This window comes from Streptomyces sp. CS113 (assembly GCF_002188365.1).
Lineage (GTDB): Bacteria > Actinomycetota > Actinomycetes > Streptomycetales > Streptomycetaceae > Streptomyces > Streptomyces tendae.
The window spans coordinates 7,028,424-7,054,165 of the sequence record NZ_KZ195574.1 but is presented as its reverse complement, the minus strand read 5'-3'; the positions used below and the strand labels follow the sequence as shown (position 1 = coordinate 7,054,165).

Genomic DNA, 25,742 nt, shown 5'->3' with positions numbered 1-25,742 from the left:
CGCTCGGACCACGCACCGCTCGCAGTGCGCGCCGCCCGGAGTGCGCGTACGACCCATCACACACCACAGGCCCGACAGTCGGGCTGCCGGGCCTGTGGATAAGTCAGCGTAAGGCTGAAGATATTACCGCCGATGTCGCTGACCGACGATGCTGCTGGTGCTACTGCGCCGGGCCCTCGATGGCCTCGGAGGTCAGCAGCCCCGCGTTGATCTCGCGCAGGGCGATCGAGAGCGGCTTCTCGTGCACGTGGGTGTCGACGAGCGGACCGACGTACTCGAGGAGACCCTCGCCGAGCTGCGAGTAGTACGCGTTGATCTGGCGGGCCCGCTTGGCCGCGTAGATCACGAGGCTGTACTTCGAGTCCGTGGCCTCGAGGAGCTCGTCGATCGGCGGGTTGATGATGCCCTCGGGCGCGGAGATGGAAGAGGACACGCTCTACCTTCCGATGGATGGGAAAGATTCAGTCGGGATGACCACAGGGTGACCAGTGGCGATCACACGACGTTCGTCAAGGCTAGCAGCTCGCGGGCCACGTCCTCGACGGAGGTGTTCACCAGGGTCTGGTCGAACTCCGGCTCGGCGGCCAGCTCGACCTTGGCCGCGGCGAGGCGGCGCTCGATCACCTCGGGCGCTTCGGTGCCCCGGCCGGTGAGCCTGCGCACCAGCTCGTCCCAGGAGGGCGGGGCCAGGAACACCAGCCGGGCCTCGGGCATGGACTCGCGGACCTGCCGCGCCCCCTGGAGGTCGATCTCCAGGAGGACCGGCTCACCGGCCTCCAGGCGCTCCAGTACGGCCCTGCGCGGCGTGCCGTAGCGGTTGCCGGCGAACTCGGCCCACTCCAGCAGCTCGCCGTTGGCGATCAGCTTGTCCATCTCCTCGTCGCTGACGAAGAAGTAGTGGACGCCGTGCTGCTCGCCGGGGCGGGGGCTGCGGGTCGTCGCCGAGACCGACAGCCATACCTCGGGGTGTTCCTTGCGCATATGGGCGACGACCGTGCTCTTGCCGACCCCCGAGGGGCCGGAGAGCACGGTCAGCCGCGGACGTGCGTCCGGGGGTACGGGGGACGTCCCCCGGGGTGTTGCAGCCATGCAGCGATTATTCCAGCAATCCCGGAGTGGTCCGGACTCAGCTGCCGGTGCTGCCGAACTCGCGCTCCAGGGACGCGATCTGGTTGGACCCGAGACCGCGCACGCGGCGGCTCTCGGAGATGCCCAGTCGCTCCATGATCTGCTTGGCGCGGACTTTGCCCACGCCCGGCAGGGACTCGAGGAGGGCGGAGACCTTCATCTTGCCGATGACGTCGTTCTCCTGACCCTGCTTGATGACCTCGTGGAGGGAGGCGCCGGAGTGCTTGAGTCGATTCTTGACCTCGGCCCGCTCCCGGCGAGCCGCGGCGGCCTTTTCGAGCGCGGCTGCGCGCTGTTCAGGGGTAAGGGGCGGAAGAGCCACGCCTACGTCACCTCGGATGTCGAACTGTCGGATACGGACCGGTGAGGAACCTAGTCGCCCCTCACCTGGTGAGCCACGAGCAACACGCTCGCCCGTTGACTCTCGACGGAGACTAGCGGTCAAGTCCGCCAGAGTCAGCGAGAACAGCGGAAAAGTCCTGGTCAGCCTCCGTCAGGACGGACATTTAGGACATACTCCCTCTGATTTGAGGATGTATCCAGAGTCAGGACGCCGTGACCGCGGTCCGGATCTCCGCCGCGAAACGGTCCGAGGCCCTCCGCAACGCGGTCGCATCGGGCCCGTGACGAAGAACACCCCGGCTGACGTTCGGCACCACGTTGCGCACCGCCGCGCCGAACACGCGCGGCAGGTCGGCGGGCGTGGCCCCCTGGGCACCGATGCCCGGCGCCAGCAGCGGACCGTTGATGCCCAGGTCGTACGAGGACAGGTCGCCGAGGGTGGCACCGACCACCGCGCCGAAGGACCCCAGCGGCTCCTCCCCCGCGTTCTCGGCGGCCAGGTGCGCCAGCATGGTCGCCCCCACGCTGCGCCCGTCGTCCCGGACGGCGTGCTGGACCTCGCCGCCCTCCGGATTCGAGGTCAGCGCCAGCACGAACAGGCCCGCGCCGCTCTCGCGCGCCAGGTCGACGGCCGGCTTCAGGGAGCCGTAGCCGAGGTAGGGGGAGACGGTCAGCGCGTCCGAGAACAGCGGCGCGTCCTTGTGCAGGAACGACTCGGCGTACGCGGCCATGGTCGAGCCGATGTCGCCGCGCTTGGCGTCCATGACGACCAGCGCGCCGGCCGCCCGTGCCTCCTGGACCGTCTTCTCCAGGACCGCGACACCGCGCGAGCCGAACCGCTCGAAGAAGGCGCTCTGCGGCTTGAGGACGGCGACCCGGTCGGCCATCGCCTCCACGACGGTGCGGCTGAAGCGCTCGAGGCCGGCCACGTCGTCGTTCAGGCCCCACTCGGCGAGCAGCGAGGCGTGCGGGTCGATGCCGACGCACAGGGGGCCGCGCTCGTCCATCGCGCGGCGCAGCCGGGCACCGAAGGGCTCCATCACCGTCATGCGTGCTTCCTCACGTCGGCGCCGACCGCGTCGGCGAGGGTGGCGTACGGGCTCTGCCGCAGGCGTGCGGCGAGCCCCTTGTGGATGGCTCGGCCCCAGAAGGGGCCCTCGTAGATGAACGCGCTGTAGCCCTGGACCAGCGTGGCACCGGCCAGGATGCGCTCCCAGGCGTCCTCGGCGGTCTCGACGCCGCCGACGCCCACCAGGGTGATCCGGTCGCCCACGCGCGCGTACAGGCGGCGCAGCACCTCCAGGGAGCGTGCCTTGAGGGGGGCGCCGGACAGTCCGCCGGTCTCCCCCACGAGGGCGGGCGACGAGGTCAGGCCGAGGCCCTCGCGCGCGATGGTGGTGTTGGTGGCGATGATGCCGTCCAGGCCCAGCTCCACGGCCAGGTCGGCGACCGCGTCCACGTCCTCGTCGGCGAGGTCCGGCGCGATCTTGACCAGCAGCGGGACACGCCGGGCGGTCACGGCGCGGTCGGCGGCCTCGCGGACCGCGCTCAGCAGGGGGCGCAGCGCCTCGGTGGCCTGGAGGTTGCGCAGGCCGGGCGTGTTGGGCGAGGAGACGTTGACGACCAGGTAGTCGGCGTGCGGGGCCAGCCGCTCGGCGGACTTCACGTAGTCGCCGGCGGCCTCCTCCTCCGGGACGACCTTGGTCTTGCCGATGTTGACGCCGACGACGGTCCGGAAGACGGGGGTGCGGGAGGCCAGCCGGGCCGCCACGGCCAGCGAGCCGTCGTTGTTGAACCCCATGCGGTTGATCAGGGCCCGGTCGCCCACCAGGCGGAACAGCCGCTTCTTCGGGTTGCCGGGCTGGGGCTCGCCGGTGACCGTGCCGATCTCGACGTGGTCGAAGCCGAGCATCGCCATGCCGTCGATCGCGACCGCGTTCTTGTCGAATCCGGCGGCGAGGCCGAAGGGGCCGTGCATGCGCAGGCCGAGGGCCTCGGTGCGCAGCTCCTTGTACCGGGGCGCGAGCGCGGCGGCGACGAAGGTGCGCAGCACGGGGACGCGGACGGCGAGACGGATCCAGCGGAAGGCGAGGTGGTGGGCCCGCTCCGGGTCCATGCGGGAGAAGACGAGCTTGAAGAAGATCTTGTACATGTGTCCTCGTGAGGCCTCTGTGGTGCGCTGGGGCTCATGAAGAGGGGGACACCGTTTCCGGTGTCCCCCTCGGGGCTGCTAGTCGCGGGCGGCGATCAGGAATTCGGCGTGTTCCTGGAGTGAGCGCACTCCCACGTCGCCGTGGTTGAGGGCGTCGATGCCCTGCACCGCCGCCGCCAGCGCCTGGACCGTGGTCAGGCAGGGCACGGAGCGGGCCACGGCCGCCGTACGGATGTCGTAGCCGTCGAGGCGGCCGCCGGTGCCGTACGGGGTGTTGACGATGAGGTCGACCTCGCCGTCGTGGATCAGCTGGACGATGGTCTTCTCGCCGTTCGGGCCGGTGCCCTCGGACTGCTTGCGCACGACGGTGGCGTTGATGCCGTTGCGGCGCAGGACCTCGGCGGTACCGGAGGTGGCCATCAGCTCGAAGCCGTGGGCGACCAGCTCGCGGGCCGGGAAGATCATCGAGCGCTTGTCGCGGTTGGCGACCGAGATGAAGGCGCGGCCCTTGGTCGGCAGCGGACCGTACGCGCCCGCCTGCGACTTGGCGTACGCCGTGCCGAAGACGGAGTCGATGCCCATGACCTCGCCGGTGGAGCGCATCTCCGGGCCGAGGACCGTGTCGACGCCGCGGCCGTGGATGTCCCGGAAGCGGGACCACGGCATGACGGCCTCCTTGACGGAGATCGGCGCGTCCAGCGGCAGCTCGCCGCCGTCGCCGGTGGCCGGGAGCAGGCCCTCGGCGCGCAGTTCGGCGATGGTGGCGCCCAGCGAGATGCGGGCGGCGGCCTTGGCCAGCGGCACCGCGGTCGCCTTCGAGGTGAAGGGGACGGTGCGCGAGGCGCGCGGGTTGGCCTCCAGGACGTAGAGGATGTCCCCGGCGAGCGCGAACTGGATGTTGATCAGGCCGCGCACGCCGACGCCCTTGGCGATGCCCTCGGTGGAGGCGCGCAGCCGCTTGATGTCGAAGCCGCCGAGCGTGATCGGGGGCAGGGCGCACGCCGAGTCGCCGGAGTGGATGCCGGCCTCCTCGATGTGCTCCATGACGCCGCCGAGGTACAGCTCCTCGCCGTCGTACAGGGCGTCGACGTCGATCTCGATGGCGTCGTCCAGGAAGCGGTCGACCAGGACCGGCCGGGAGGGGCTGATCTCGGTCGACTCGGCGATGTACGCCTCCAGGCGGGTCTCGTCGTAGACGATCTCCATGCCGCGTCCGCCCAGGACGTAGGAGGGCCGCACCAGGACCGGGTAGCCGATCTCGTCGGCGATGGCCTTGGCCCCGGCGAAGGTGGTGGCGGTGCCGTGCTTGGGGGCGGGCAGTCCGGCCTCCGCGAGGACCCGGCCGAAGGCGCCGCGGTCCTCGGCGGCGTGGATGGCCTCGGGCGAGGTGCCGACGACCGGCACGCCGTTGTCCTTGAGCGCCTGGGACAGGCCCAGCGGGGTCTGGCCGCCGAGCTGGACGACCACGCCCGCGACCGGTCCGGCCTGCTGCTCCGCGTGGACGATCTCCAGCACGTCCTCCAGGGTGAGCGGCTCGAAGTACAGCCGGTCGGAGGTGTCGTAGTCGGTGGAGACGGTCTCGGGGTTGCAGTTGACCATCACGGTCTCGTACCCGGCGTCCGACAGCGCGAAGGAGGCGTGGACGCAGGAGTAGTCGAACTCGATGCCCTGGCCGATGCGGTTCGGGCCGGAGCCCAGGATGATGACGGCCGGCTTCTCGCGCGGCGCGACCTCGGTCTCCTCGTCGTAGGAGGAGTAGAAGTACGGCGTCTTCGCGGCGAACTCGGCGGCGCAGGTGTCGACCGTCTTGTAGACCGGGCGGATGCCGAGCGCGTGCCGCACCTCGCGCACGACGTCCTCGCGCAGGCCGCGGATCTCACCGAGCTGCTGGTCGGAGAAGCCGTGCCGCTTGGCCTCGGCGAGCAGGTCGGCGGTCAGCTCGGGCGCGGCGGCCAGCTCGTCGGCGATCTCCTTGATCAGGAAGAGCTGGTCGACGAACCAGGGGTCGATCTTCGTGTACTCGAAGACCTCCTCGGGCGTGGCGCCCGCGCGGATGGCCTGCATGACGGCGTTGATCCGGCCGTCGGTGGGCCGCACGGCCTCTTCGAGCAGCGCCTTCTTGTCGCCGGGCTCGCCGACGAAGGTGAACTGGCTGCCCTTCTTCTCCAGCGAGCGCAGCGCCTTCTGGAAGGCCTCGGTGAAGTTGCGGCCGATGGCCATGGCCTCGCCGACCGACTTCATGGTGGTGGTGAGGGTGGAGTCGGCGCTCGGGAACTTCTCGAAGGCGAACCGCGGGGCCTTGACGACCACGTAGTCGAGGGTCGGCTCGAAGGAGGCCGGGGTCTCCTGCGTGATGTCGTTCGGGATCTCGTCCAGCGTGTAGCCGACGGCGAGCTTGGCCGCGATCTTGGCGATGGGGAAGCCGGTCGCCTTGGAGGCGAGGGCCGAGGAGCGCGACACGCGCGGGTTCATCTCGATGACGATCACGCGACCGTCCTCGGGGTTCACCGCGAACTGGATGTTGCAGCCGCCGGTGTCGACGCCGACCTCGCGGATGATCGCGATGCCGACGTCGCGCAGGGTCTGGTACTCGCGGTCGGTCAGCGTCATGGCGGGCGCCACGGTGATCGAGTCGCCGGTGTGCACGCCCATCGGGTCGAAGTTCTCGATGGAGCAGACGACCACGACGTTGTCGTTCTTGTCGCGCATCAGCTCCAGCTCGTACTCCTTCCAGCCGAGGATGGACTCCTCCAGGAGCACCTCGGTGGTCGGCGAGAGGGTGAGGCCCTGACCGGCGATGCGGCGCAGCTCCTCCTCGTCGTGCGCGAAGCCGGAACCGGCGCCGCCCATGGTGAAGGAGGGGCGGACGACGACGGGGTAGCCGCCGAGCGCGTCGACGCCCTTGAGGACGTCGTCCATGGAGTGGCAGATGTAGGACCGGGCGGACTCGCCGTGGCCGATCTTCTTGCGGACCTCCTCGACGACCTCCTTGAACAGGTCGCGGTCCTCGCCCTTGTTGATGGCCTCGACGTTGGCGCCGATCAGTTCGACGCCGTACTTCTCCAGGACGCCGTTGCCGTGCAGCGAGATGGCGGTGTTGAGGGCCGTCTGGCCGCCCAGGGTGGGCAGGAGCGCGTCGGGGCGCTCCTTGGCGATGATCTTCTCGACGAACTCGGGGGTGATCGGCTCGACGTAGGTGGCGTCGGCGATCTCCGGGTCGGTCATGATCGTCGCCGGGTTGGAGTTCACCAGGACGACGCGCAGGCCCTCGGCCTTGAGCACGCGGCACGCCTGGGTGCCGGAGTAGTCGAACTCGGCGGCCTGGCCGATGACGATCGGGCCGGAGCCGATGACCAGGACGGACTGGATATCGGTGCGCTTAGGCACGCTGGCCCTCCATGAGCTTCACGAAGCGGTCGAACAGGTAGGCGGCGTCGTGCGGGCCGGCCGCCGCTTCGGGGTGGTACTGGACGCTGAAGGCCGGCCGGTCGAGGAGCTGGAGCCCCTCCACCACGTTGTCGTTGAGGCAGACGTGGGAGACCTCGGCGCGGCCGTAGGGGGTGTCGGAGACCTGGTCGAGCGGGGCGTCGACGGCGAATCCGTGGTTGTGCGCGGTGACCTCGACCTTGCCGGTCGTACGGTCCTGCACGGGCTGGTTGATGCCGCGGTGGCCGTACTTCAGCTTGAAGGTGCCGAAGCCGAGCGCGCGGCCCAGGATCTGGTTGCCGAAGCAGATGCCGAAGAGCGGGGTGCCGCGCTCCAGGACGCCCCGCATCACGGAGACCGGGTGGTCGGCGGTGGCGGGGTCGCCGGGGCCGTTGGAGAAGAACACTCCGTCCGGCTCGACGGCGTAGACGTCGTCGACGCTCGCCGTGGCGGGCAGGACGTGCACCTCGATGCCGCGCTCGGCCATGCGGTGCGGGGTCATGCCCTTGATGCCGAGGTCGACGGCGGCGACGGTGAACTTCTTCTCGCCGATCGCCGGGACGACGTACGCCTCGGTGGTGGCGACCTCGGCGGAGAGGTCGGCGCCGCTCATCTCGGGGGCCTGGCGGACCTCGGTGAGCATGGTGCCCTCGTCGGGCAGCGCCTCGCCGGAGAAGATGCCGACGCGCATGGCGCCGCGCTCGCGCAGGTGGCGGGTGAGGGCGCGGGTGTCGATGCCGCTGATGCCGACGACGCCCTGGGCGGCCAGCTCCTCGTCGAGGGAGCGCGTCGAGCGCCAGTTGGAGGGCACGCGTGCGGGGTCGCGCACGACGTAGCCGGAGACCCAGATCTTCTTGGACTCCATGTCCTCGTCGTTGATCCCGGTGTTCCCGACGTGCGGGGCGGTCATCACGACGACCTGGCGGTGGTACGACGGGTCGGTGAGGGTCTCCTGGTAGCCGGTCATGCCGGTTGAGAACACGGCTTCGCCGAAGGTGGCCCCCACGGCCCCGTAGGCGCGGCCGCGGAAGATCCGGCCGTCCTCCAGGACGAGTACGGCGGGAGTCCGGTGGGCTCCCCTGGTGGAGGTCGTCATCGTGCGCCTTCCGTTTCCGTCTTGTTGATCATGTCGTTCAGGGTGTCGACCCACTCGTTGTGCTCGGCCGCGTGGTCGGAGCGGAAGCCGGAGTCGATCAGCTTGTCGCCGTGCGCCCAGGTGACGACCAGCAGGCCGCCCTCGGTGAGGACCTTGCCGGCGATGCCCTTGTCGAGCCGGGCCTCGCGCAGCGCGGCGACGGGGACGAAGAAGTCCGCCGCGCCGGGCCGTACGACGTCCAGTCCCGCGTCGGTCAGGGTCAGCTCGACCCGGCTGCGGGTGCCCAGGCCGTGCGCGACGATGCGGTCCAGCCACTGCCCCGCGGTGGTGGAGCCGTGGTAGCGGCCGCTCAGCACCAGTTTCGCCGCGCCCGGGTCGTCCGGCGCGCTGGGCAGGGCCGGCAGGTCGCCCTGGAGCGTGCCGCGCCACTTCCAGCCCTCGCGCATCAGCCAGTAGACCAGCGCGACGAAGAGGCCGAGGCCGACGACCCAGCCGACGCGGGCGGCCCAGTCGGTCACTTGTGCCGATTCCTTCTCGGCGGCCAGCAGGATTACCGGTGCTGCAGATGTCACGTGAGCTTCCCGTCGACGAGCGTGGCCTTGCCCCGCAGCCACGTGTGCGTCACACGGCCCGGCAGCTCACGCCCCTCGTAGGGGGTGTTGCGACTGCGCGAGGCGAAGCCCGCGGGGTCCACCGGGCCACGGTATTCCGTGTCGACGAGGGTGAGGTTGGCGGGCTCACCTGCCGAGACGGGACGGCCGTGTCCGGTGGCCTGTCCGATCCTGGCGGGCTTGAAGGACATCCGGTCGGCGACGCCGGCCCAGTCCAGCAGGCCCGTGTCCACCATGGTCGCCTGTACCACCGACAGCGCGGTCTCCAGGCCCACCATCCCCATAGCGGCGGCGGCCCACTCGCAGTCCTTGTCCTCGTGCGGGTGCGGGGCGTGGTCGGTGGCGACGATGTCGATCGTGCCGTCGGCGAGCGCCTCGCGCAGGGCCATGACGTCGCGCTCGGTGCGCAGCGGCGGGTTGACCTTGTAGACCGGGTTGTACGACCGGACCAGCTCGTCGGTGAGGAGCAGGTGGTGCGGGGTGACCTCGGCGGTGACGTCGATGCCGCGGGACTTGGCCCAGCGGACGATCTCGACGGACCCGGCGGTCGACAGGTGGCAGATGTGGACGCGGGAGCCGACGTGCTCGGCGAGCAGCACGTCCCGGGCGATGATCGACTCCTCGGCGACGGCGGGCCAGCCGCCGAGGCCCAGCTCGGCGGAGACGACGCCCTCGTTCATCTGGGCGCCCTCGGTGAGCCGGGGCTCCTGGGCGTGCTGGGCGACGACGCCGTTGAAGGCCTTCACGTACTCCAGGGCGCGGCGCATGATCACGGCGTCGTGGACGCACTTGCCGTCGTCGGAGAAGACGGTGACGCCGGCCGCGGACTCGTGCATGGCGCCCAGCTCGGCGAGCTTGGCGCCCTCCAGGCCGACGGTGACGGCGCCGATGGGCTGCACGTCGCAGTAGCCGGACTCCTGGCCGAGCCGCCAGACCTGCTCGACCACGCCGGCGGTGTCGGCGACCGGGAAGGTGTTGGCCATGGCGAAGACGTTGGTGTAGCCGCCGCTCGCCGCCGCGCGGGTGCCGGTCAGGACGGTCTCGGAGTCCTCGCGGCCGGGCTCGCGCAGGTGGGTGTGCAGGTCGACCAGGCCGGGCAGCAGCACCCGGCCGCCCGCCTCGACGACCTCCGCGCCCTCGGCGGACAGGTCCTGGCCGACCGCCTCGACGACGCCGCCGTCGATCAGCACGTCCTGCGGCTCGCCGCCGAGCACCTTCGCACCGCGGATCAGGGTCTTGCTCATCGTCTTACTTCTCCTCGGTGGGGCGGGCGTGGGACACGGCGGGCTCGTTGCCGCCGAGCAGCAGGTAGAGGACGGCCATCCGGATGGAGACGCCGTTGGTGACCTGCTCCACGACGGTGCAGCGGTCGGAGTCGGCGACCTCGGCGGTGATCTCCATGCCGCGGACCATGGGGCCGGGGTGCATCACGATGGCGTGGCCGGGCATCTTCGCCATGCGGTCGCCGTCGAGGCCGTAGCGGCGGGAGTACTCGCGCTCGGTGGGGAAGAACGCGGCGTTCATCCGCTCGCGCTGCACGCGCAGCAGCATCACCGCGTCGGACTTGGGCAGCGTGGAGTCGAGGTCGTAGGAGACCTCGCAGGGCCAGGTCTCGACGCCGACCGGCAGCAGGGTGGGCGGGGCCACGAGGGTGACCTGGGCGCCGAGGGTGTGCAGCAGGTCGACGTTGGAGCGGGCGACGCGGCTGTGCAGGATGTCGCCGACGAGGGTGATCCGCCGGCCGTCCAGGTCCTTGCCGAGCCCGGCGTCGCGGCCGACCAGGCGGCGGCGCATGGTGAAGGCGTCGAGCAGGGCCTGGGTGGGGTGCTGGTGGGTGCCGTCCCCGGCGTTGACCACGGCGGCGTCGATCCAGCCGGAGGTGGCCAGGCGGTAGGGGGCGCCGGACGCGCTGTGCCGGATGACGACGGCGTCGACGCCCATCGCCTCCAGGGTCTGGGCGGTGTCCTTGAGGGACTCGCCCTTGGAGACGCTGGAGCCCTTGGCGGTGAAGTTGATGACGTCCGCGGACAGGCGCTTCTCGGCGGCCTCGAAGGAGATCCGGGTCCGGGTGGAGTCCTCGAAGAAGAGGTTGACGACGGTGCGGCCGCGCAGGGTGGGCAGTTTCTTGATCGGCCGGTCCGCGACCCGGGCCATCTCCTCGGCGGTGTCGAGGATCAGGACGGCGTCGTCGCGGGTGAGGTCGGCGGCCGAGATGAGATGACGCTGCATCTGTCAGGCTCCGTAGGGCGAGTCGTGCGGAAGAGCGGGATAATTCGGGCGTCCTGGCGTGCGTGCGGGCACGCCGAGCGCGCGCACGGCACGGCGGCGCATACGCGGGGTGCTACGGGTGGGCGCCCGAGGCGTCCGGCTTGGCACCGAGCAGTACGGTGTCGCGACCGTCCTCCTCGGCGAGCTGGACCTTGACCGTCTCCCGCAGCGACGTCGGGAGGTTCTTGCCGACGTAGTCGGCGCGGATGGGCAGTTCGCGGTGGCCGCGGTCGACGAGGACGGCGAGCTGCACCGCGCGCGGGCGGCCGATGTCGTTCAGCGCGTCGAGGGCGGCGCGGATGGTGCGGCCGGAGAAGAGCACGTCGTCGACGAGGACGACGAGGCGGCCGTCGATGCCGTCACCGGGGATCTCGGTGCGGGCCAGGGCACGCGGGGGGTGCATGCGCAGGTCGTCGCGGTACATGGTGATGTCGAGCGAGCCGACCGGCATCTTGCGCTCGGTGATCTGCTCCAGCTTGTCGGCGAGCCGCCGGGCGAGGAAGACGCCCCGGGTCGGGATGCCGAGGAGCACCACGTCGTCGGCACCCTTGGCGCGTTCGACGATCTCGTGGGCGATGCGGGTCAGTACCCGCGCGATGTCGGGCCCTTCGAGAACGGGCCGCGCGTCCTGCTGCTGGTCCTGCTGCTTGTCCATACGAAACGGACCCCCTTCTCCGCCTCACGGGACGGACTTTAAAGGACGTCGGATATGCGCCACCTACGGTAGCAGGCCCACAGACCCTCCTCGAAGGCCCCCCTGACACTCCCCTGTCACTCTTCTGCCGCACCCCGATCACCCGCTCGGAGTAACGGATCGCGAATACCACGGAAGAGTCGGTGCGGACCATTCGGCTTGACGCAGCAGAGTAACGCTGCGTAACCTCACAGTGAGTTACCAGCCGCGCGGCCGACAACAGAGCCTGCCGCGTCGACACCTTGTCCGGGGAGCCATATGTCCAGCGAATACGCCAAACAGCTCGGGGCCAAGCTCCGGGCCATCCGCACCCAGCAGGGCCTTTCCCTCCACGGTGTCGAGGAGAAGTCCCAGGGCCGCTGGAAGGCCGTCGTGGTCGGTTCGTACGAGCGCGGCGACCGTGCCGTGACCGTGCAGCGCCTCGCCGAGCTGGCGGACTTCTACGGCGTCCCCGTGCAGGAGCTGCTGCCGGGCACCACCCCCGGCGGTGCCGCCGAGCCGCCGCCGAAGCTGGTCCTGGACCTGGAGCGGCTGGCCACCGTGCCGGCCGAGAAGGCGGGCCCCCTCCAGCGGTACGCGGCCACGATCCAGTCGCAGCGCGGTGACTACAACGGCAAGGTGCTCTCGATCCGCCAGGACGACCTGCGCACACTCGCCGTCATCTACGACCAGTCGCCCTCGGTCCTCACCGAGCAGCTGATCAGCTGGGGCGTCCTGGACGCGGACGCGCGCCGCGCGGTGGCGTCCCACGACGAGCTCTGAGCCTCGCCCACCTCAGCAGAAACGTGCCGCCGGGGTGGCCGGAACCGTTCGTACGGTTCTGGCCACCCCGGCGGTTTCTTGCCTGTGTGCGGCGCGGGCACGGCTCCTGGAGCTACTCCCGGCGCAGCGACGGCTTCAGGTCCTTCAGCCGGCCGAGCAGCCCGTTGACGAACGCAGGCGACTCGTCGGTGGAGAACTCCTTCGCCAACTGCACCATCTCGTCCAGGACGACGGCGTCCGGGGTCGCGTCCACCCAGAGCAGCTCGTAGGCGCCCAGGCGCAGGATGTTGCGGTCGACGACCGGCATCCGGTCCAGCGTCCAGTCGACCGAGTACTGGGCGATCAGCTCGTCGATGCGCTTGGCGCGCTCGGCGTAGCCCTCGACCAGCTCCATCGTGTACTCACTCACCGGCGGCTGCCGGGTGTCGGACCGGGAGTGCCGGACCCAGTCGGCGAGCACCGTCAGGACGTCGGCGCCGCGCTGATCGCCCTCGAAGAGGATCTGGAAGGCGCGCTTGCGGGCCGTGTTGCGAGCAGCCACGGTTAGCTGTTCACCCGGCCGAGGTAGTCGCTCGTGCGGGTGTCGACCTTGATCTTCTCACCGGTGGTGATGAAGAGCGGGACGTTGATCTGGTGACCGGTCTCCAGGGTGGCGGGCTTGGTGCCGCCGGTGGAGCGGTCGCCCTGGACGCCCGGCTCGGTCTCCTGGACGGTCAGCTCGACGGCGGCGGGCAGCTCGACGAAGAGGACCTCGCCCTCGTGCTGCGCGACGGTGGCCTCGAAGCCCTCGATGAGGAAGTTGGCGGCGTCGCCGACGACCTTGCGGTCGATCATCAGCTGGTCGTACGTCTCCATGTCCATGAAGACGAAGTAGTCGCCGTCCATGTACGAGAACTGCATGTCACGCTTGTCGACAGTGGCCGTCTCGACCTTGACGCCGGCATTGAAGGTCTTGTCGACCACCTTGCCGGAAAGCACGTTCTTGAGCTTGGTGCGCACGAAGGCCGGGCCCTTGCCGGGCTTGACGTGCTGGAACTCGACGACGGACCAGAGCTGGCCGCCTTCGAGCTTGAGCACCAGGCCGTTCTTGAGGTCGTTCGTGGAAGCCACGGTTGCGGAATCTCCTGGACTGGACTGTCGTGGACGACCCGGGAGCGTACGCACAGCGCGAGGCTAGAGCGCGAGCAGCTCCTTGGTCGTGATGGTGAGTAGCTCGGGTCCGCCGTCCGCCTCGGGGCGCACGACGAGCGTGTCATCGATCCGGACTCCGCCCCGGCCCGGGAGGTGAACCCCCGGTTCGACGGTGACCGGCACACAAGCGTCCAGTTTACCCATGGCCGCGGGGGCCAATTGCGGGTCCTCGTCGATTTCGAGTCCGACACCGTGACCGGTGAGTGCCGGAAGGTTCTCCGCGTACCCCGCCGAGTCCAGTGCCTGGCGGGTGGCGCGGTCCACATCGCGGCAGGCGGCACCGGGTGCGAGGGCCTCGCGTCCGGCCCGCTGGGCGGCGAAGACGAGGTCGTACAGCTCGATCTGCCAATCGGCCGGCGAGGTGCCGATGACGAACGTACGGCCGATCTCGCAGCGGTAGCCGCGGTACGTCGCGCCCAGGCACACGGAGAGGAAGTCGCCCTCCTCCACCCGCCGGTCGGTGGGCCGGTGGCCGCGGCGCCCGGAGTTGGGTCCGGTGCCCACCGAGGTGGGGAAGGCGGGGCCGTCCGCGCCGTGGTCGACGAGGCGGCGTTCCAGCTCCAGGGCCAGGTGCCGCTCGGTACGGCCGACCAGGATGGACTCCAGCAGCTCGCCGAGGGCCTGGTCGGCGATCTCGGCGCCGATGCGCAGGCAGGAGATCTCCTCCTCGTCCTTGACCACCCTCAGCTGCTCGACGGCCTGTCCGAGGTCGGTCAGGCGCAGCGTCGGCGCGACCGAGCGCATGGCGCGGTGGCGGACCACGGTGAGGTGGTGGTCCTCCGCGGCGAGGGACTCGGCACCCTGGTCCGCGGCGAGACCGGTGGCCGCGACGGCCGGATCGCCGCCGGGGCCGGGCAGGGTGCGGAGCTGGAGGGACTCGTCGGGCCGGCCCTCGTGCGGCCGGTCGTCCGGTGGGCCGGAGCAGACCAGCAGGTCCTCGGTCCTGCCGAGCAGCAGTACGGCGCCGTGCGGGGCGGCGCCCGCGAGATAGCGCACGTTGGCGGGCCGGGAGACGAGCGCCGCCGCGCTGCCGCCCGCGTTGCAGCGTTCCCGTAGGCGCGTCCGGCGGGCCGCGTAGACCTCTGACATGAGCCGAGCGTATGGCTCCGCCGGTGGGGGCGCCGCTTGGGTGGGCCGAGTGGGCGGGACCGGGAGATGCGGGGTGCGCCTACAGGGGTGGGGCCTTGGGTTGGGTGGCGGCCGGACGCCGGTGGGGGTTGCTCGCGCCCCCGCGGCGGAGCCGCATGTCGATACAGCCCCGCGCCCCTTCGGGGCGCCGGCCTGAACGGCGTCTACCAGTTCGGGGGGCTCGCTATCGAGCGGGAGAGGACCTCGTCCAGGAGGTGGGCGGTTTCCGGGATGTCGAGTTGGGAGTTGTCGATGATGGGGAGGCCGGAGCCGTACCAGCCGGCCATGCGGCCGTGGATGCGGGCGACCTCCTCGTCGGTGAGGCGGCGGTTGCCGCTGCGCTCGGCGTTGCGCTCCAGGACGATGTCCAGGCCGGGCAGCAGCACGACCGGGAGCAGGCCGGGTCCGACGTGCCGCTTCCAGCCGCCGAGGCCGACGACCGGGCGGTCCGGGAAGACCGCGTCGTCGAGGATGCAGGAGATGCCGTTGGCGAGGAAGTTCCGGGCGGAGAAGCCGCAGGTGCGGCGGGCGAGGCGGTACTGCGCCTCCGAGTGCTCGTTCCACCCGGTCTGGGGGTCGGCGAAGCCGGAGCGGACCCATTCGCGGACGTCGTCGAGGCTGATGTGCGCGGTCGGGACCCGGCGGTGGTCCGCCCAGTACTTGGCCACGCTGGTCTTTCCCGCGCCCGCGGGGCCGATGAGCAGCACCGCGAGGGTGGTCGTGGTGGGGTCGGGCGCGGCGGCCGTGGCGGGAGGCACGCTGGGCACGGCCACCGGGCCACCGGGCGGCAGCGGCACGTGGCCGGTGGTGTCCGGCGCGGGCGCGGCGGAAGCCGGCTGGCGGGGTGCCGGGGCGGGGGCCGGCTGGCGGGGTGCCGGGGCGGGGGCCGGCTGGTGGGGTGCCGGGGCGGGCGGCGGCTGGTGCGGGGCCGGGCCGGAGCCCGGGGGCGGGGCCGGGGCCTGGCGCGGCGCCATGGGGTATCCCGGCGCGGGCGGCGGCAGGGGGGCGGGGCCCTGGGGCGGGCCGGGGTGGTGTGCGGCCGGGGACCAGCCGAGGGCCGCTCCGTGCCCCGGCTGGTGGGGCGGCGGCAGCGGAGAACCCACTGGGTGCTGCATCCGGTGCCACTCCGTCTCGTACAGGCGATGGGCGCTGACGGCGGGAAGGAGGCCCCGCCGTCTTGCTACCGAACGGTACCGCCCCCGGCCGTCGTTTGGTGAACGGCCGGGGACGGCCCGAAGTGCCCGTCCCGCACGCCGAATCGGGCGGAACGACGCACCGGGGTACTACTCGCCCACCTCGCCGTAGGCGGCGAGGAGGACGGCCGGGTCGGGGCCCTCCAGAACGGTGGGCTTGGCGAGGCCGTCCAGGACGATGAAGCGCAGCAGGTCACCGCGCGACTTCTTGTCGACCTTCATGTTCTCGACCAGCTTGGGCCACTGGTCGTAGCGGTAGTGCAGCGGCAGGCCGACCGCTTCGAGGATGGCGCGGTGCCGGTCGGCGGTGGCGTCGTCCAGGCGGCCCGCGAGGCGGCCGAGTTCGGCGGCGAAGTGCATGCCGACGGAGACGGCGGCGCCGTGGCGCCACTTGTAGCGCTCGTTCTTCTCGATGGCGTGGCCGAGGGTGTGGCCGTAGTTGAGGATCTCCCTCAGGCCCGCTTCCTTGAGGTCGGACGAGACGACCTCGGCCTTGACCTTGATGGAGCGCACGATCAGCTCGGCGGTGTGCGGTCCGGCCGGGGTGCGCGCGGCCTGCGGGTCGGACTCGATCAGGTCGAGGATCGCCGGGTCGGCGATGAAGCCGGCCTTGATGACCTCGGCCAGGCCCGAGACGTAGTCGTTGACCGGGAGGGAGTCCAGGGCGGCGAGGTCGCACAGGACACCGGCCGGCGGGTGGAAGGAGCCGACGAGGTTCTTGCCCTCGGCGGTGTTGATGCCGGTCTTGCCGCCGACGGCGGCGTCCACCATGGCCAGCACCGTGGTGGGGACGGCGATCCAGCGCACCCCGCGCAGCCAGGTCGCGGCCACGAATCCGGCCAGGTCGGTGCTGGCACCGCCGCCGACCCCGACGATGACGTCGGTACGGGTGAACCCGGACTGGCCGAGCGCCTTCCAGCAGTACGCGGCGACCTCGGCCGTCTTGGCCTCCTCGGCGTTGGGCACCTGGATGGCGATCGCCTCGTAGCCCTGCCCGGCGAGGTCGGCGCGCAGCGCGTCACCGGTCTCGGCGAGCGCCTCGGGGTGGATCACCGCGACGCGCTTGGCCTTCGTGCCGATCAGGCCGCCCAGCTCGCCCAGGAGCTGACGGCCCACCAGGACCTCGTAGGGGTCGGACCCCGCGGTGCCGCCGATCGGGATCCGGGTGACTGCCTCGCTCATACGTCCTTCAACTCCACTGCGTCCAGGGCGGCTTGGGTGACTTCTTCCGGCGTACGGCCGTCCGTGGCCACGACGGCCGTGGCGACCTCCTCGTAGAGGTGCCGGCGGGCTTCCATCAGTTCGCGCCACTGTTTGCGCGGGTTGACCGCCAGCAGCGGACGCGCCGCGTTCAGGCCGGTGCGCTTGACGGCCTCCTCGACGTCCATCGAGAGGTAGACGACCCGCTGCCCGGCGAGCAGCGCGCGGGTGTCCGCGTCCAGGACCGCGCCGCCGCCGAGGGCGAGGACGCCCTCGTGCTCGGCGAGCGCGGTCCGCACGGCCTCCTTCTCCAGGGCCCGGAAGGCGGCCTCGCCCTCGTCCACGAAGATCTCGGCGATGGTCCGCCCCTGGGCGATGACGATGTCCTCGTCCGTGTCCCGGTATCCCGTGCCCAGCCGCTCGGCGAGGAGCTGCCCGACGGTGGACTTGCCGACCCCCATCGGTCCGACCAGGACGATCAGCGGTGCGCTCATCGGATGTCCAGGTTGTCGAGGTAGGACCGCACGTTGCGGCGGGTCTCGGGCACGCTGTCGCCGCCGAACTTCTCGGCAACCGCGTCGGCGAGGACCAGGGCCACCATGGCCTCGGCGACGATGCCGGCGGCGGGGACCGCGGACACGTCGGAGCGCTGGTGGTGGGCCTGCGCGGCCTCGCCGGTGGTCACGTCCACGGTCTTCAGGGCGCGCGGCACGGTCGCGATCGGCTTCATCGCGGCGCGCACCCGCAGCAGCTCACCGGTGGTGAGACCGCCCTCGGTGCCGCCGGAGCGGCCGGAGACGCGCCGGATGCCGTCCGGTGTGTTCACGATCTCGTCGTGGGCCCGGGAACCGGGCACGCGGGCCAGTTCGAAGCCGTCGCCGATCTCGACGCCCTTGATCGCCTGGATGCCCATGAGGGCACCCGCCAGGCGCGCGTCGAGCTTGCGGTCCCAGTGGACGTGCGAGCCGAGGCCCACCGGCACGCCGTAGGCGAGGATCTCGACGACACCGCCGAGCGTGTCGCCGTCCTTGTGGGCCTGGTCGATCTCGGCGACCATCGCCTTCGACGCGTCCGCGTCCAGGCAGCGCACCGGGTCGGCGTCCAGCCGCTCCACGTCGGCCGGCGTCGGGTAGACCCCGCGGGGCGCCTTCGCCGAGGCCAGCTCGACGACATGGCTGACGATCTCGACGCCGGTCGTCTCCTTCAGGTACGACCGGGCCACCGCGCCCAGCGCGACACGGGCCGCCGTCTCCCGGGCGGAGGCGCGCTCGAGGATCGGCCGGGCCTCGTCGAAGCCGTACTTCTGCATGCCGGCGAGGTCCGCGTGACCGGGGCGCGGCCGGGTCAGCGGGGCGTTGCGCGCGAGGCCGGCCAGCACCTCCGGGTCCACCGGGTCGGCCGCCATGACCTGCTCCCACTTGGGCCACTCGGTGTTGCCGACCATGACGGCGACCGGGGAGCCCATGGTCAGACCGTGCCGGACGCCGCCGAGGAAGGTGACCTCGTCGCGCTCGAACTTCATCCGCGCACCGCGACCGTAGCCGAGCCGCCGCCTCGCCAGGTGGTCCGCCACCATCTCGGTGGTGATCGGCACACCGGCGGGCAGTCCCTCCAGTGTCGCGACGAGTGCGGGACCGTGGGACTCCCCCGCGGTCAGCCAGCGCAACCTGCTCAACGGTGCTCCTCAGTGCTCGCGCCCCGGTATGCCCCGCGTACGCGTCTTCTCCGCGTACGCGACGGTCCGACCGGGTGCGCGGCCCCGGTCCGCCGCCTCCGATCCTCCCACGTCCGGCCGCCGCACCCGGTCGCCGGTCCATTTGACGGACGCGCGGACGGCACACGCGCACGGAGCAGGGAGCACGGAGCACGGAGCACGGAGCACGGAGCACGGAGCACGGAGCACGAACGGGAACGCCCGACGCCCGGGGCGGACCCGGCGGCGTCACGCGGGCCGGTCGCCCTGCCGCTGCGCCGGAGCGTAGGACCCGAGGAAGTCGGCCCCGCTCTCCTGCCGCTGCGCCGGAGCGTAGGGACCGAGGAAGTCCGCGCCGCTCTGCCCCGCCCGCGCCGTCCCCGGCAGGGGCAGGCCCGCGCGGCTCGCGCGGCGCCGGGCGAGCCTGCGCCGCACCTTGACCACCCAGCTCGCGACGACGGCGAGCACGACGAGGGCGAGCATCGTGAACTGCACCCAGTCGGGCAGGAAACCCAGGACGGCCTCGAAGACCTGGGTCTTGGCGGAGGCCAGCGGCACACCTGTGTACATGGATCGTCTTCCCCTCCCGTTCCGCCCCCTGCGGAACCCGAGGGATATTAGCGATCCGCGAGCGCCTGTTCTCCCGCTTTTCGCATGGCGGCCAGCGGCGCGGGGGCCCGGCCGGTCATCTGCTCCACCTGGAGCACCGCCTGGTGCAGCAGCAGGTCGAGGCCGCTGACGACGGCACCGCCGTAGGCCGACCAGCGCGCGGCGAGCGCGGTGGGCCAGGGGTCGTAGAGCACGTCGAAGAGGGTGGCGGGCATCTCCGGGACGGCGGCGGCGAGGGCGTCGGTGGCGCCGGCCGGTGTGGTGGCCACCACCAGCGGGGCACGCAGTGCCTCCTCGGCGTCCGACCAGTCCGCGATGCGCACGTCGACGTCCAGCCGCCGGGCCCAGCCCCGCATCTCGTCGGCGCGCGCCGCGCTGCGCACGTAGACGGCGATCTCGCCGGTGCAGATCCGGGCCAGCGCGGCGAGCGCGGAGGACGCGGTGGCGCCGGCGCCGAGGATCGCGGCGGACTCGGCCTTCTCGACACCGTGCTCGCGCAGGGCGGCGACGATGCCGGGGATGTCGGTGTTGTCGCCGGTCCTGCGGCCGTCCTCGGTGAGGACGACCGTGTTCACCGCGTCCACGGAGGCCGCCGTCGCGCTGACCTCGTCGAGCAGCGGGATCACCGCCCGCTTGAGCGGCATGGTCAGCGACAGCCCGGCCCACTCGGGCCCGAGCCCCTCGAAGAAGCCCGGCAGCGCCGCCTCGTCCACGTCGAAGCGGTCGTACGTCCAGTCCGCGAGGCCCAGCTCCGCGTAGGCGGCGCGGTGCAGCGCCGGGGAGAGGGAGTGGGCGATCGGGGAGCCGAGCACGGCGGCCCGGCGCCGGTCAGTTGCCGGAGCTGGCATCGAACTTGTCCTTCAGCTTCAGGAACTCGTCGTGGGTCTTGGCGAACTCGGTCCTCTTCACGCCGTCGGTGGCCACGAAGTAGATCCAGCCGTCCTTGGTGGGGTTGAGCGCCGCTTGCAGGGCCTCTTCGCCGGGGTTGCTGATGGGGCCGGGCGGCAGGCCCCGGTGGTAGTAGGTGTTGTACGGGTCCGGGTTGGTGTTGATCTCGGACTCGCTGATGTGGATCTTGCTCTGGCCCATGAGGTAGTTGAACGTCGAGTCGAACTGGAGCTTCTGGTTCGTCTCGGTGTTGTCGGTCTTGAGCCTGTTGTAGATGACCTCGGCCATCTTGCGGAAGTCCTCGTGCGTCTTGCCCTCGGCCTGCACCAGGCTCGCGGCGGTGAGCAGCTCCCACGGCCCTTCGAGGCCGAGGCTCTCCGCCTTCTGCTCCAGGCCGATCTTCTCGTACTGCTCGCTGGCTCGTGCCACCATCTGCTTGAGCACGTCCTCGGGCTTCTGGCCCTTGGCCGCCGAGTAGCTGGACGGGTAGAGGAAGCCCTCCAGCGGGTCCTTGACGTCCTTGTGGTTCAGCGCCCATTCGGGCAGACCGAGGCTCTTGTACTCGGACTTGGCGACCTTGGCGGTGGTGCCGTCCTTCACCTCGAGGCGTTTGTCGATGAGCTTGTAGACGTCGGCGTTGCGCCTGCCCTCGGCGATGATCAGGTTGCTGCGGCTCTTCGGGCTGAGCAGGAGTTCGACCGCGCTGTCGGCCGACATCTCCTTCTGCAACGTGTACACGCCGTCCTGGATGCTCTTGCCGCGGGGGTTGCTCTGCTGGGCGGAGATGAACGCGTCGACGCTCTTCACCACGCCCTGCCGCTTGAGTTCCTGGCCGATCGTGGAGCCGCCCGCGCCCTTGGGGATGGTGACGGTCACCTGCTCGCCGTTGCCGTCGCCCGCGTAGTCCGGGGCCGCGCCGAAACGATCCTGGTAAAACTGGTATCCGAAATATCCGACACCTGCCACGCCGCCGCCGAGCACCAGGCACACCACCAGGCAGGCGCATCCGCTGCGGCGTTTCTTCGGCTTGCCGCCGCCCCGGGCCCTGCGGTCCTCGCGACCGCCGCGGCCGTCGCCCGGCGCGTCGTCGTCCTCGTCCGCGTCCCCGCCGGCGAAGAAGGCGTGCTCCCCCTCGTCCGGTCCGGGATCCCAGTCGGTGCGCTGCGGCTCGGGCTCGGCGCGCCGGCGGGTGGGCGGCTCCGGCGGCGGGTACGCCTCGGGGGTGCCGTAGAAGTCGGGCTGTTCGGCGCCGTAGCCGCCGGCCTGCTGTCCGTAGGGGTCGGACGGGTCGGCGGGATAGTGCGCCTGGGGGTGCGCGCCGCTGCCCCAGCCGCCGTTGTCGTAGCCCTGCTGCGGCTGGGCCTGGGGCGCGTACTGCTGGTCGTACTGCTGCTGTCCGCCGTACGAGTGCTGGTCGTACTGGGGCTGACCGTACTGGTCGTACTGGGGCTCGGGGTGCTGGTGGCCGTACGCGTCGTACTGAGGCTGCCCGCCGCCGTACGACGACTGGCCGCCGTTGCTCCAGTCGCCGTAACCCTGCTGCGCCTGCTGCTCCGGATACTGCTGCGGCTGGCCGCCGTAGGGGGACTGCTGACCCGCCTGGGCCTGCTGCCCGCCCCATCCGCCGTCCCCGTACAACGGGTCCTCGGGATGCCACGGTTCGGAGCCTGGGCCCCGGCCATACTCAGTCATCGATCCCCTAGAGCCGCGAGGCGACGGGGGCGCGACCTGTGCCGAAGGGTCCGCTTCCGTTCCGCCTCTTGCTGTGCGGTGGCTGTTCGAATGCCTCCGCATCGCGCGGAACGTTACCGTACCGCGATCAGATGACCACTTCGACGCCCTCGCCGGGTGGCCTGCCTGACACCCGTTCGGATTCGAGGGCCTGCTGGAGGATGATCACGGCTGCGGCCTGGTCGATGACGGACCGGCCCTTCTTGGACTTCACTCCCGAGGCGCGCAGCCCCTGGCTGGCGGTGACCGTCGTCATGCGTTCGTCCACCAGCCGGACCGGGACGGGCGCGATGCCCCTGGCCAGCTCCTGCGTGAAGCCCCTGACCTTGGCGGCGGCCGGGCCCTCGCCCCCCTTGAGGGAGCGGGGGAGGCCGACGACGACCTCGATGGGCTCGTACTCCGCGACCAGCTGCCGCAGGCGCCGGTGCGCGGCCGGGACGTCGCGGCCGGGGACGGTCTCCACCGGGGTGGCGAGGATGCCGTCGGGGTCGCAGGACGCGACCCCGATGCGGGCGTCACCGACGTCCACGGCCAGCCGGCGGCCGCGGCGCATCGCCGGGCCGTCCGTCCGGTCGTTCTCGGACGTGCTCACTTGGCGGTGTCCGCCACGAGGCGCTCGACGGCGTCGACGGCGTCGCCGATGGCGGCCGCGTTCTGGCCGCCGCCCTGGGCGACGTCCGGCTTGCCGCCACCGCCGCCGCCGAGGGTCTTGGCGGCGGTGCGCACCAGGTCACCGGCCTTGAGGCCGCGCTCGCGGGCCGCCTCGTTGGTGGCGATGACCGTGAGGGGCTTGCCGCCCACCGTGGTGAACAGGGCGACGACCGCGGCCCGGCCGCCCTGGATGCGGCCGCGCACGTCGAGGACCAGCTTGCGCAGGTCGTCGGCGGTGGTGCCGTCGGGGACCTGACCGGTCACCAGGGCCACGCCGCGCACGTCCTTGGCGGAGTCGGCGAGACCGCCGGCGGCCTGGAGGACCTTCTCCGCGCGGAACTTCTCGATCTCCTTCTCGGCGTCCTTGAGCTTGCCGAGCATCGCGGAGACCTTCTCCGGCAGCTCCTCCGGACGGCCCTTGATCAGCTCCTGGAGCTGGGCGACGACCGTGTGCTCGCGGGCGAGGAAGCTGTAGGCGTCCACGCCGACCAGGGCCTCGATGCGGCGCACGCCGGAGCCGATGGAGGACTCGCCGAGCAGCTTGACCAGGCCGAGCTGGGCGGTGTTGTGCACGTGGGTGCCGCCGCACAGCTCCTTGGAGAAGTCGCCGATGGTGACGACGCGCACGCGCTCGCCGTACTTCTCGCCGAACTCGGCGATGGCGCCCTGCTTCTTGGCCTCGTCGATGCCCATGACGTCGGCGCGCACGTCGAGGTCGCGGGCGAGCACCTCGTTGATCTTCTGCTCGACGTCGGTCATCACGGCCGTCGGCACGGCGGACGGCGAACCGAAGTCGAAGCGGAAGCGGCCGGGCTGGTTCTCAGAACCGGCCTGCGCGGCCGTCGGGCCGAGGGCGTCGCGCAGCGCCTGGTGGGTGAGGTGGGTCGCCGAGTGGGCGCGGGCGATGGCCTTGCGGCGGCGGTCGTCGATGGAGGCCTGCGCCTTGGCACCGACGGTGACCTCGCCGACCTGGACGACGCCCTTGTGGACGTACACGCCGGGCACCGGCTTCTGGCAGTCGCGGACCTCGATCACGGCGCCGGTGTCGACCCGGATCCTGCCGGTGTCGCCGATCTGGCCGCCGCCCTCGGCGTAGAACGGGGTGCGGTCCAGGACGATCTCGACCTCGTCGCCCTCGGTGGCGGCCGGGGAGGAGGCGCCGTCGACGAGGATGCCGACGATCGTGGACTCGCTCTCGGTGTCGGTGTAGCCGACGAAGTCGGTGGCACCGGCCTTGTCGGCGATCTCCCGGTAGGCACCGGCACCGGCGTGACCGGTCTTCTTGGCCTGGGCGTCGGCCTTGGCGCGCTCCCGCTGCTCCTTCATCAGGCGCCGGAAGCCGTCCTCGTCCACGGACAGCCCCTGCTCGGCGGCCATCTCCAGGGTGAGGTCGATCGGGAAGCCCCAGGTGTCGTGGAGCAGGAACGCCTTGTCACCGGCGAGGACGGTGCCGCCGGAGGCCTTGGTGTCGGTGACGGCCGTGTCGAGGATGTTGGTGCCGGCCTTCAGCGTCTTGAGGAAGGCGTTCTCCTCGGCGAGGGCCACCTTCTCGATCCGCTCGCGGTCGGTGATCAGCTCGGGGTACTGCTGCCCCATCATGCCGATCACGACGTCGATGAGGTCCTTGACGACCGGGCCGGTCGCACCGAGCAGGCGCATGTTCCGGATGGCGCGGCGCATGATGCGGCGCAGCACGTAGCCGCGGCCCTCGTTGCCGGGGGTGACGCCGTCGCCGATGAGCATCACGGAGGTGCGCATGTGGTCGGTGACCACGCGCAGGGAGACGTCCGAGGCCTGGGCGTCGCCGTAGGCCACGCCGGTCAGTTCGGTGGCCTTGTTGATGACGGCCATGGAGGTGTCGATCTCGTACATGTTCTGCACGCCCTGCAGAATCATGGCGAGGCGTTCCAGGCCGAGACCGGTGTCGATGTTCTTGCTCGGCAGTTCGCCGAGGATCTCGAACTCCTCCTTGCCGATGCCCTCGCCCCGCTCGTACTGCATGAAGACGAGGTTCCAGATCTCCACGTACCGCTCGTCGTTGACGGCGGGGCCGCCCTCGACGCCGAACTCGGGGCCGCGGTCGTAGTTGATCTCGGAGCAGGGGCCGCAGGGGCCGGGGACGCCCATGGACCAGTAGTTGTCCTTCTTGCCGAGGCGCTGGATGCGCTCGGTGGGGACGCCCACGACGTCGTGCCAGATGCGCTCGGCCTCGTCGTCGTCCTGGTAGACGGTGATCCACAGGCGCTCGGGGTCGAGGCCGTAACCGCCCTTGTCCTGGGCGCTGGTGAGCAGCTCCCAGGCGTACTTGATGGCGCCTTCCTTGAAGTAGTCGCCGAAGGAGAAGTTGCCGCACATCTGGAAGAACGTGCCGTGCCGGGTGGTCTTGCCGACCTCTTCGATGTCCGGCGTGCGCACGCACTTCTGCACGCTGGTGGCGCGGTCGAAGGGCGGCTTGACCTCACCCAGGAAGTAGGGCTTGAAGGGCACCATGCCGGCCGGGACGAGGAGCAGAGTCGGGTCGTCCGCGATGAGCGACGCCGAAGGGACGACGGTGTGACCGCGCTCCTCGAAGAAGCTCAACCAGCGGCGACGAATCTCGGCCGACTCCATCAGTGGTCCTCATTCCGGTTGTACGAGTACGTCGTGTACGTCGTGCTGTCGTCGACGACGGACTTCGGGTCCTTGCTGTTCTCGATGGCGGCGTGGTGCCGCAGTGCGGGCAGTTCACGGTCGACGGGGGCGTTCAGGCCCAGCGCGTCGTCGAGTTCGGCCTCCCGCTGGGCCATGTTGTCGCGGACGTCGAGCGCGAAACCCACCGCGCGGTCCTTGACTCGGGTGCCCACGTCGAGCGCCTTGTTCGCCGCGGTGGCGGCGAGGCTGTCGGGGGTGAGCTGCTTGAGCTTCCGGTTGACCTTGGTGGTGGCCCACACACCGGCGGCCACGCCGGTGCCGAACCAGAACGTACGGCGGAACATCGCT

25 protein-coding genes are annotated in these 25,742 nt (G+C 71.1%); 1 reads left to right on the top strand and 24 read right to left on the bottom strand.

Annotated features, from left to right (window positions below; translation table 11 throughout):
- Positions 1–160 precede the first annotated feature (160 nt).
- From rpoZ to pyrR, 11 genes are all read right to left on the bottom strand, one after another.
- Positions 161–433, bottom strand: coding sequence for a DNA-directed RNA polymerase subunit omega (gene rpoZ, locus B9W62_RS31790; RefSeq protein WP_003977348.1), 273 nt, complete (start codon positions 431–433; stop codon positions 161–163).
- 62 nt (positions 434–495) lie between these two features.
- The gene (gene gmk, locus B9W62_RS31785; RefSeq protein ID WP_087810369.1) at positions 496–1,089 is read right to left on the bottom strand and encodes a guanylate kinase; all 594 of its coding nucleotides are present in this window, start codon (positions 1,087–1,089) and stop codon (positions 496–498) included.
- Positions 1,090–1,126: 37 nt separating this feature from the next.
- Entirely contained in the window at positions 1,127–1,450 is a 324-nt protein-coding gene (locus B9W62_RS31780) for an integration host factor (RefSeq protein WP_003977346.1), read from the bottom strand.
- A 223-nt stretch (positions 1,451–1,673) separates the two neighbouring features.
- Positions 1,674–2,519 carry an orotidine-5'-phosphate decarboxylase gene (gene pyrF / locus B9W62_RS31775; protein ID WP_179235774.1) on the bottom strand — a complete coding sequence of 282 codons (846 nt, stop codon included), beginning with the start codon at positions 2,517–2,519 and terminating at the stop codon, positions 1,674–1,676.
- On the bottom strand, positions 2,516–3,622 hold the full coding sequence (locus tag B9W62_RS31770; RefSeq protein ID WP_087810368.1) for a quinone-dependent dihydroorotate dehydrogenase: 1,107 nt from the start codon (positions 3,620–3,622) through the stop codon (positions 2,516–2,518). Before B9W62_RS31770 ends, pyrF begins: the two co-directional genes overlap by 4 nt.
- Before the next feature lie 78 nt (positions 3,623–3,700).
- Positions 3,701–7,009: a carbamoyl-phosphate synthase large subunit gene (carB, locus tag B9W62_RS31765; protein WP_087810367.1), complete on the bottom strand. Its 3,309-nt coding sequence runs from the start codon at positions 7,007–7,009 to the stop codon at positions 3,701–3,703.
- Positions 7,002–8,144, bottom strand: coding sequence for a glutamine-hydrolyzing carbamoyl-phosphate synthase small subunit (carA, locus tag B9W62_RS31760; RefSeq protein WP_087810366.1), 1,143 nt, complete (start codon positions 8,142–8,144; stop codon positions 7,002–7,004). The genes carB and carA overlap by 8 nt, the downstream gene beginning before the upstream one ends.
- The gene (locus B9W62_RS31755) at positions 8,141–8,716 is read right to left on the bottom strand and encodes a PH-like domain-containing protein (protein ID WP_087810365.1); all 576 of its coding nucleotides are present in this window, start codon (positions 8,714–8,716) and stop codon (positions 8,141–8,143) included. Before B9W62_RS31755 ends, carA begins: the two co-directional genes overlap by 4 nt.
- On the bottom strand, positions 8,713–9,999 hold the full coding sequence (locus tag B9W62_RS31750; protein ID WP_087810364.1) for a dihydroorotase: 1,287 nt from the start codon (positions 9,997–9,999) through the stop codon (positions 8,713–8,715). Before B9W62_RS31750 ends, B9W62_RS31755 begins: the two co-directional genes overlap by 4 nt.
- Positions 10,000–10,003: 4 nt before the next feature.
- Positions 10,004–10,984, bottom strand: a complete 981-nt coding sequence (locus B9W62_RS31745) for an aspartate carbamoyltransferase catalytic subunit (protein WP_087810363.1) — start codon at positions 10,982–10,984, stop codon at positions 10,004–10,006.
- Between the two features lie 112 nt (positions 10,985–11,096).
- Positions 11,097–11,678, bottom strand: coding sequence for a bifunctional pyr operon transcriptional regulator/uracil phosphoribosyltransferase PyrR (gene pyrR / locus B9W62_RS31740; protein WP_087810362.1), 582 nt, complete (start codon positions 11,676–11,678; stop codon positions 11,097–11,099).
- A 297-nt stretch (positions 11,679–11,975) separates the two neighbouring features.
- Between pyrR and bldD the strand changes: the two genes are divergently transcribed.
- A complete protein-coding gene (bldD, locus tag B9W62_RS31735; RefSeq protein ID WP_003977337.1) occupies positions 11,976–12,479 on the top strand; it encodes a transcriptional regulator BldD in 504 nt (167 codons plus the stop codon).
- Between the two features lie 112 nt (positions 12,480–12,591).
- Here bldD and nusB read toward each other — a convergent pair whose 3' ends face one another.
- The 13 genes from nusB to B9W62_RS31665 all read right to left on the bottom strand — a co-directional run bounded on the left by nusB (position 12,592) and on the right by B9W62_RS31665 (position 25,738).
- Positions 12,592–13,020 carry a transcription antitermination factor NusB gene (gene nusB / locus B9W62_RS31730; protein ID WP_087810361.1) on the bottom strand — a complete coding sequence of 143 codons (429 nt, stop codon included), beginning with the start codon at positions 13,018–13,020 and terminating at the stop codon, positions 12,592–12,594.
- Between the two features lie 2 nt (positions 13,021–13,022).
- Positions 13,023–13,589: an elongation factor P gene (gene efp, locus B9W62_RS31725; RefSeq protein WP_087810360.1), complete on the bottom strand. Its 567-nt coding sequence runs from the start codon at positions 13,587–13,589 to the stop codon at positions 13,023–13,025.
- A gap of 63 nt (positions 13,590–13,652) precedes the next feature.
- Positions 13,653–14,759, bottom strand: coding sequence for an aminopeptidase P family protein (locus B9W62_RS31720; RefSeq protein WP_087810359.1), 1,107 nt, complete (start codon positions 14,757–14,759; stop codon positions 13,653–13,655).
- A gap of 203 nt (positions 14,760–14,962) precedes the next feature.
- The gene (locus B9W62_RS31715) at positions 14,963–15,913 is read right to left on the bottom strand and encodes a Pro-rich N-terminal domain-containing protein (RefSeq protein WP_087810358.1); all 951 of its coding nucleotides are present in this window, start codon (positions 15,911–15,913) and stop codon (positions 14,963–14,965) included.
- 168 nt (positions 15,914–16,081) lie between these two features.
- Entirely contained in the window at positions 16,082–17,173 is a 1,092-nt protein-coding gene (gene aroB, locus B9W62_RS31710; protein WP_087810357.1) for a 3-dehydroquinate synthase, read from the bottom strand.
- On the bottom strand, positions 17,170–17,685 hold the full coding sequence (locus tag B9W62_RS31705; RefSeq protein ID WP_087810356.1) for a shikimate kinase: 516 nt from the start codon (positions 17,683–17,685) through the stop codon (positions 17,170–17,172). The genes aroB and B9W62_RS31705 overlap by 4 nt, the downstream gene beginning before the upstream one ends.
- Complete coding sequence (aroC, locus tag B9W62_RS31700) at positions 17,682–18,866, bottom strand: chorismate synthase (RefSeq protein ID WP_087810355.1); 1,185 nt, start codon at positions 18,864–18,866, stop codon at positions 17,682–17,684. The genes B9W62_RS31705 and aroC overlap by 4 nt, the downstream gene beginning before the upstream one ends.
- Positions 18,867–19,133: 267 nt before the next feature.
- Positions 19,134–19,454, bottom strand: a complete 321-nt coding sequence (locus B9W62_RS31695; protein WP_087810354.1) for a hypothetical protein — start codon at positions 19,452–19,454, stop codon at positions 19,134–19,136.
- 47 nt (positions 19,455–19,501) lie between these two features.
- On the bottom strand, positions 19,502–20,341 hold the full coding sequence (locus tag B9W62_RS31690; RefSeq protein WP_087810353.1) for a shikimate dehydrogenase: 840 nt from the start codon (positions 20,339–20,341) through the stop codon (positions 19,502–19,504).
- Entirely contained in the window at positions 20,322–22,073 is a 1,752-nt protein-coding gene (gene mltG, locus B9W62_RS31685; protein ID WP_087810352.1) for an endolytic transglycosylase MltG, read from the bottom strand. Before mltG ends, B9W62_RS31690 begins: the two co-directional genes overlap by 20 nt.
- 127 nt (positions 22,074–22,200) lie before the next feature.
- Positions 22,201–22,665, bottom strand: a complete 465-nt coding sequence (gene ruvX, locus B9W62_RS31675; RefSeq protein ID WP_179236160.1) for a Holliday junction resolvase RuvX — start codon at positions 22,663–22,665, stop codon at positions 22,201–22,203.
- 35 nt (positions 22,666–22,700) lie between these two features.
- Positions 22,701–25,373, bottom strand: coding sequence for an alanine--tRNA ligase (gene alaS / locus B9W62_RS31670; protein ID WP_087810350.1), 2,673 nt, complete (start codon positions 25,371–25,373; stop codon positions 22,701–22,703).
- Positions 25,373–25,738, bottom strand: a complete 366-nt coding sequence (locus B9W62_RS31665; RefSeq protein WP_087810349.1) for a hypothetical protein — start codon at positions 25,736–25,738, stop codon at positions 25,373–25,375. The genes alaS and B9W62_RS31665 overlap by 1 nt, the downstream gene beginning before the upstream one ends.
- Positions 25,739–25,742: the final 4 nt, after the last annotated feature.